Genomic DNA, 5123 nt, shown 5'->3' on the forward strand with positions numbered 1-5123 from the left:
GGCGCGGAGATCGCCCGGCGCGGCTGGCGGTCCTCGATTGCAACCATCGGCTATGACCTGGTGCAGCTGAACCACTACCCGCTGCGCTCGCAGGACGGCTTCCTGGTGAAGCGGCAGCGCGGCCGGGCACTGCATGTCGACCGGGAGATCGGGCGGAATTACTGGATCCGGATGGACTGGCAGGACCGCGAGGAGCGCTCGATCCTCCGCCACCTGCCCCGGACCGAAGCCGGGATCGCCAAGCTGATGGCCGACCCCGACATCGCGGCGGCGCATCTGGCCGCGCTGCACTGGCACCGGCAGCGCGCGGCCGGGCTGCGCCGGGACCCGGCCAATGCCGTGCTGATCGCCGAGATTTCGGGGTTGCGCCTGACCCAGTCGGAACGCGCGGCCTGGGCCATGGTGCTGGATCACGAGACCTGAGCAGGCTCCGGTTGCAGAACGAGACCGCCCTCGCGGACGAGGAAATCGACGATCTGCGCGACGCCCTTGCCGTGGCGCAGCTGAGCCATCACGAAGGGCCGCCCGGCGCGACCGCGTGCCGCGTCTTCCTCCAGAAGGTCGGTCGACACCCCGACATGCGGCGCCAGATCGGTCTTGTTGATGATCAACAGATCCGAACGCGTGACGCCGGGCCCCTTCTTGCGGGGGATGTCCTGCCCGGCCGCGGTGTCGATCACATAGAGCGTCAGGTCGGCCAGCTCCGGCGAGAACGTCGCGGCCAAGTTGTCGCCGCCCGACTCGATGAGGATGAGGTCGAGATCCGGGAACTGTCCGCGCAGATCGGCCACGGCAGCGAGGTTGATCGAGGCATCCTCGCGGATTGCGGTATGCGGGCAGCCACCGGTTTCGACGCCGCGGATCCGGTCGCCGGGCAGGACCTGCGCCCGCAACAGCGCTTCGGCATCCTCCCGGGTATAGATGTCGTTGGTAATCACCGCCATCGACAGCCGCGGCGCCAGCGCGCGGGCGAGCTGCTCGGTCAGGGTGGTCTTGCCGGCGCCCACCGGACCGCCGATGCCCACGCGCAGCGGGCCGTTCGTCGTTGCCATTTCCGTCTCCTTGGTCAGCTGCGGAACAGCCTGACCTCCTGATGTTCATGCGCCATCGCGGCGAGATCCGCGCCCGGCGCCGCGGACCAGAGGGCCTCCTGCCCGGACCCGGCGAGCTCTTGCGATAACCGGCCGATCAGCGGGCCGAGCGCGGCGATGACCCGCTGTCCCTCGGTCTGGCCAAGCGGGACCAGCCGGACCGCCCCGAGCACGAGGTTCGCGGCAAAGCTCTGCAGGTAAAGGCCGATCACGGTTTCCGGGGCAAGCGAAAGCCGCCGCGCCTGCAGTCCGACCGCCACCGGCAGGACCATCTCCGGCCAGCTGGTGCCGAGCAGCGCGTTGGTGGTTGCAATGAAGGACCTCCCCTGGGTCAGCGACTCTTGGTGCCGTTCCGGCGCGGCGGCCAGCGCGGCGGCCAGCGCATCGGTCTCCGCAGGGTCCGCGCCGCCGAGCACCATCGAAAGCAGCACGGCGTCGCAGCGGCCGCTTCCATGTGCAAGCAGGCCGGAGAGCCAGTCTTCCAGCCCGGCGCCGTCGCGGATCGTGCCGGTCGAAACCGCGTGTTCCAGCCCGTGCGAGAAGGCGAAACTGCCCAGCGGAAAGGCCGGGGACAGCCATTGCACCAGCGTCAGCAGGTCCTGCGCAGCTGCCGCTTCAGTGGTGATGGTGGCCATGGTCGTGCCCCATCGTGCGGCCATGGCCATAGGCCCCGCCCTCGGGACGGAACGGGGCAGTGACCGGCGTCACGGTCGCGCCGAGCTGGCGCAGCATCGCCACCAGCACATGATCGTCGAGGATGCGCAGGGCGTCCGGACCGATCTCGCAGGGCGTATGTCGGTTGCCGATATGCCAGGCCAGGCGCGGCAGGTCGCCGGTGATCTCGACCAGGGATTCCGGCGCCGCGAGCACCGCCACGCGGGTTCCGGAGGACAGCAGGAAGGCGTCGCCTTCGTCCAGGCCCCGCGTTTCGGGCAGGTCGGCAAGGAAGGCGCGCCCGCCATCCGAAGTCAGCCGCCGCCGCCGCAGCAGCCGGTCGTTATAGGTCTGGGAAATCGTGTCGTCCCCGGCTTCGGCGCGGGTCACGGCCTGCGCCAGGGGAAGGGTGTCGGTGGTCTCGCTCATGGCCGGAGATTGCGCCGCCTGCCGGGGGAGCGCAAGATCAACTGTTGGCCGAACAGAAGGCGAACCGGGCGGCGAAGGCGGAGAACGTGTCGCGCATCACATAGGCCGGGATTTCCGCCCGTTCGATGCCCAGCATCCCGAGGTCGAAATCGCTGAGCGTGTTGAGGCGCAGTGCCTCGCGGCGGTAGCGGCGGTGCAGGCCGGCCGGGTTGAGGCCGAAGCCCAGATTGGCGAGCGCGGTGTCGAAATCCTTGTCCAGATCCGGCGGGTACAGCACGAACACGTCTGCTGTCATTGGCAAAGCACTCCTGTCGCGGGCAGCCGGGCGGCGGCAATCCCGGGCCCGCCGCCGCGCAGCTCGGGCGCAGTTCGGTCCCGGACTATCCCGAAAAGATTAGGCAAAACTTTAGCCAGCTTCGGCAGAGCAGACCCTGTCCGAAAAAATGCCGCACCCGGCGGCGATGCCTGCGAAATTGGCGCACTTGCCCAGTTCGGCAGCGCTTTGCGTATCTGCTGCATACGGAAACCTCGCTGCGTGGTTTCCTCCCGTAGGACCAAGGTAGCGCGCCCTGCTCCGCCGTCGCGGACCTGCGGGACATTCGGGCCCGAAAGATGCTGCGACGCAGCATTGCTGCCGGATTTTGCCCGAAAGCTGGGCGGCGGGCATGAAAAAGGCGCAGCGGCGGAACCGCTGCGCCCGGAAACCGGACCGGCGGCGCCGGTCTCAGAACATGAAGTAGCGCTGTGCCATCGGCAGGACCTTGGCCGGTTCGCAGATCAGCAGCTCGCCATCGGCGCGGACCTCGTAGGTCTCGGGATGGACGTCGATCTTCGGCGTGGCGGCGTTCATCACCATGTCGGCCTTGCCGATGCCGCGGGTGCCTTTCACGGCCACCGTGTCCTTGGCGAGGCCGAGCGCCTTGCCGATGCCGTCGGCCTGGGCGGCCTGGCTGACGAAGGTGACCGCCGAGCGCGCGACAGAGCCGCCGAAGGCGCCGAACATCGGGCGGGTGTAAACCGGCTGCGGCGTCGGGATCGAGGCGTTCGGATCGCCCATCTGCGCCACCGCGATCGTGCCGCCGAGCAGGACCATTTCCGGCTTCACGCCGAAGAAGGCGGGCGACCAGACCACCAGATCGGCGCGCTTGCCGACCTCGATCGAGCCGATCTCGTGGCTGATGCCGTGGGCGATCGCCGGGTTGATCGTGTATTTCGAGACGAAGCGCTTGACCCGGACGTTGTCATTGTCGCCGGTTTCATCCTGCAACCGCCCCCGCTGGACCTTCATCTTGTGGGCGGTCTGCCAGGTGCGGATGATCACCTCGCCGACCCGGCCCATGGCCTGGCTGTCGGAGGCGATGATCGACATGGCGCCGAGATCATGCAGGATGTCCTCGGCCGCGATGGTTTCCTTGCGGATGCGGCTTTCGGCGAAGGCCACGTCCTCGGGGATCGCCTTGTCGAGATGGTGGCAGACCATGAGCATGTCGAGATGTTCCTCGAGCGTGTTCACGGTGTAGGGCCGCGTCGGGTTGGTCGAGGACGGAATGACATTGGCCTCGCCCACGACCTTCAGGATGTCGGGCGCATGGCCGCCGCCCGCGCCCTCGGTGTGGAAGGCGTGGATGGTGCGGCCCTTGATGGCGGCGACGGTGTTTTCGACAAAGCCGGATTCATTGAGCGTGTCGGTGTGGATCATCACCTGCACGTCCATGTCGTCGGCCACGGACAGGCAGTTGTCGATCGCGCCGGGCGTCGTCCCCCAGTCCTCGTGCAGCTTCATCGCGCAGGCGCCAGCCTTGATCATCTCGATCAGCGGCCCGGGCTGCGAGGCATTGCCCTTGGCCGAGAGCGCGAGGTTCATCGGGAAGGCGTCGAAGGCCTGCAGCATCCGCGAGATGTGCCAGGAGCCCGGCGTGCAGGTGGTGGCCAGCGTGCCATGCGCCGGGCCGGTGCCGCCGCCGAGCATGGTGGTCAGGCCGGAATGCAGCGCGTCGTCGATCTGCTGCGGGCAGATGAAGTGGATATGGCTGTCGAAGCCGCCGGCGGTGACGATCTTGCCCTCGCCCGCGATCACTTCGGTGGAGGGGCCGACGACGATGTCGACACCCGGCTGGGTGTCGGGGTTGCCGGCCTTGCCGATCGCGGCGATGCGGCCGTCGCGCAGGCCGATATCCGCCTTGTAGATGCCGCTATGGTCGAGGATCAGCGCGTTGGTGATCACCGTGTCGACGGCGCCGCCCGCGCGGGTCACCTGGCTCTGGCCCATGCCGTCCCGGATCACCTTGCCGCCGCCGAACTTGACCTCCTCGCCATAGGTGGTCAGGTCTTTCTCCACCTCGATGATCAGGTCGGTATCCGCCAGCCGCACCCGGTCGCCGGTGGTGGGGCCGTACATGTCGGCATAGGCGGCACGGGTGATCTTTGCGGGCATGGAGGGCTTCCTCGTCTCGGGTCTTGGTCGCGCCCACCTGACACGAAAGCCGAGGGGGTCTGCAAGGGGGCAGCGTTGCGGCAGGGTGCAGCCCCCGGGACTTGCCCGGAAATCAGGCAGATGCGCCGCCTTGGCCCGTTGCCGGGATGCCCGGCCCCGGCTAGGCTCGCCCGCGTACCGACAGACCGGAGCATTCGTCCATGTCCCTTCGCCCTGCCCTTTTTTCCGTTCTCGCGCTGGCTGCTGCCGGGCTGCTGGCCGCCTGCGATCCGCAGGCCACCACCGGCACCTCCTCCTCGTCCTCCGCTGCCTCCGGCGCCGCACAGAACGATGACCCGGTCACCGCCGAGGTCCAGCGCCGCGCCGCGGCGCTGTGCAATGCCGATCCCTCCCGCGCCCGCGACTGCGCGCCGGTCGTGGCCTGCTTCGGCGACAGCGGCCCGGCCCTGGTCGGCCGCAGCTACCAGTCCGAAGGCGGACGGCTCTATGCCGAAGGCCCCGGCGGCATCACCTGC

The 5123-nt window shown here is 68.6% G+C and carries 5 protein-coding genes and 2 pseudogenes; 2 read left to right on the plus strand and 5 right to left on the minus strand.

Annotated elements, in window-relative coordinates; all coding sequences use genetic code 11:
* Positions 1–423 (plus strand): annotated as a pseudogene (locus tag C7T91_RS32550) (glycosyltransferase family 2 protein); the annotation flags it as partial.
* On the opposite strand, the gene ureG reads toward C7T91_RS32550, so the two are convergent.
* The 5 genes from ureG to ureC form a co-directional block, all read right to left on the minus strand.
* Entirely contained in the window at positions 411–1052 is a 642-nt protein-coding gene (gene ureG, locus C7T91_RS13015; protein WP_108259623.1) for an urease accessory protein UreG, read from the minus strand. The pseudogene C7T91_RS32550 and the gene ureG overlap by 13 nt on opposite strands.
* A gap of 14 nt (positions 1053–1066) precedes the next feature.
* Positions 1067–1726: an urease accessory protein UreF gene (locus tag C7T91_RS13020; RefSeq protein WP_108259624.1), complete on the minus strand. Its 660-nt coding sequence runs from the start codon at positions 1724–1726 to the stop codon at positions 1067–1069.
* Complete coding sequence (locus C7T91_RS13025; RefSeq protein WP_108259625.1) at positions 1707–2174, minus strand: urease accessory protein UreE; 468 nt, start codon at positions 2172–2174, stop codon at positions 1707–1709. Before C7T91_RS13025 ends, C7T91_RS13020 begins: the two co-directional genes overlap by 20 nt.
* A 37-nt stretch (positions 2175–2211) precedes the next feature.
* On the minus strand, positions 2212–2469 hold the full coding sequence (locus C7T91_RS13030) for a hypothetical protein (protein ID WP_108259626.1): 258 nt from the start codon (positions 2467–2469) through the stop codon (positions 2212–2214).
* Positions 2470–2898: 429 nt separating this feature from the next.
* Positions 2899–4608 carry an urease subunit alpha gene (gene ureC, locus C7T91_RS13035; protein ID WP_108259627.1) on the minus strand — a complete coding sequence of 570 codons (1710 nt, stop codon included), beginning with the start codon at positions 4606–4608 and terminating at the stop codon, positions 2899–2901.
* Positions 4609–4808: 200 nt separating this feature from the next.
* Between ureC and C7T91_RS13040 the strand changes: the two are divergent.
* Positions 4809–5123, plus strand: a pseudogene (locus C7T91_RS13040) (hypothetical protein); the annotation flags it as partial.

Source organism: Mangrovicoccus ximenensis, assembly GCF_003056725.1.
Lineage (GTDB): Bacteria > Pseudomonadota > Alphaproteobacteria > Rhodobacterales > Rhodobacteraceae > Mangrovicoccus > Mangrovicoccus ximenensis.